Origin of the sequence: Clostridium akagii DSM 12554 (genome assembly GCF_000686725.1) — a bacterium.
Lineage (GTDB): Bacteria > Bacillota > Clostridia > Clostridiales > Clostridiaceae > Clostridium_I > Clostridium_I akagii.
In genome coordinates, this window is sequence record NZ_JMLK01000054.1 from 1 (window position 1) to 1,175 (window position 1,175).

2 protein-coding genes are annotated in these 1,175 nt (G+C 34.1%); both read right to left on the reverse strand.

The genetic code is table 11. The features are described from left to right. Nucleotides 1–101: 101 nt before the first annotated feature. Nucleotides 102–428, reverse strand: a complete 327-nt coding sequence (locus BR66_RS0115600) for a hypothetical protein (RefSeq protein WP_026883722.1) — start codon at nt 426–428, stop codon at nt 102–104. A 5-nt stretch (nt 429–433) separates the two neighbouring features. After that, nucleotides 434–1,175: RHS repeat-associated core domain-containing protein (locus BR66_RS24935; protein ID WP_162174161.1), on the reverse strand; the 742-nt coding region annotated here is incomplete at its 5' end.

Below are 1,175 nucleotides of genomic sequence, written 5' to 3' on the forward strand. Positions count from 1 at the left end.
TTTTTTTGCCAAAAATAAAACCAACAAGTATTAGTACCTGCTGACCTTTATTTTAATAACTATTTGAAGCTATTATAGTAGTTATCAATCTTACCACATAATTATACCGATTTATTTTTCTTGTTTAAATACTTAAGTATTATGAGTGATACAACAAAGAATAAAATTAATCCACCAGATGACAAATACGAATTATTTAAATACATACCTAAAAACCCAATAATCAATGGTAATAACAATATGAAGAATATTATTGCTGCAGAATAACTTTTTTTCAAAGCTAAACATATTATCACAACAAATACACACATCATTGCAAAAAGCATTAATATTATCCGTGAATCATTTCCAAAATAACTTCCCAATACTTTACTAAGAACCATTCCTACAAGAACGCCTATAATTCCAATATGTTTTACATTTTTCATAACTATTACCTCCCATAGTATTCATCTTTTATTCTATCAGTTTGCTGATCTATTAGCACTCCTACGCCAACACCAACAGCAAATACTCCTATGCCGACCAACAATTCTGGTGCCGCAATTGTTGCTATAATACCAGCTCCTATAGCCTCTATTATTGTACCAGCTCCAATCCCTGCGGCTCCAGCAACCAAATCAATACATGCTCCAACATACTGTTTGTTACTTATACTTGTGATAATATCCTTAGCAGTAAATACAATTGAACCTACTGAACCTAATCCCTTTATTTTAATAACTTCACTTAATCTTGGACTTTCCACATACTTAACTGTTGCTAACCCACCCTCTACCCACTTTTTTGTAACACTAACTACTTGGCGAGCTCCTTTCGATGCTGCTTTATCCATTGTTGCTGCTCGAGTATTCTTAACTGCACTTGCTGATACACTAAACGATGACTTTTGTGCGTACCTATATGCATTCACCTTTGACATCGTTGAAAGTGAAGCATCAATATCATCTTGAGTTTCACGTCCTGAACCATCTGAAAAATTTGGCCTATCTCCATCTGCATCTGACATACTCACAGGGTTATTCTTACAATATGCAAACATATTGCCTGATAATAATTCACCTGTATTTGCTGCTATTCCATCCGCATTAATAAACCTACCCCAATCAGGATTATAGTACCTACTTTGCAAGTAGTACAGTCCAGTCTCAGAATCATACCTATATCCCTTGTAT

What these genes read in the sequence shown, in the direction of transcription:
- BR66_RS0115600 (WP_026883722.1), bottom strand. Translation starts at nt 428, where the DNA reads ATGAAAAATGTAAAACATATTGGAATTATAGGCGTTCTTGTAGGAATG.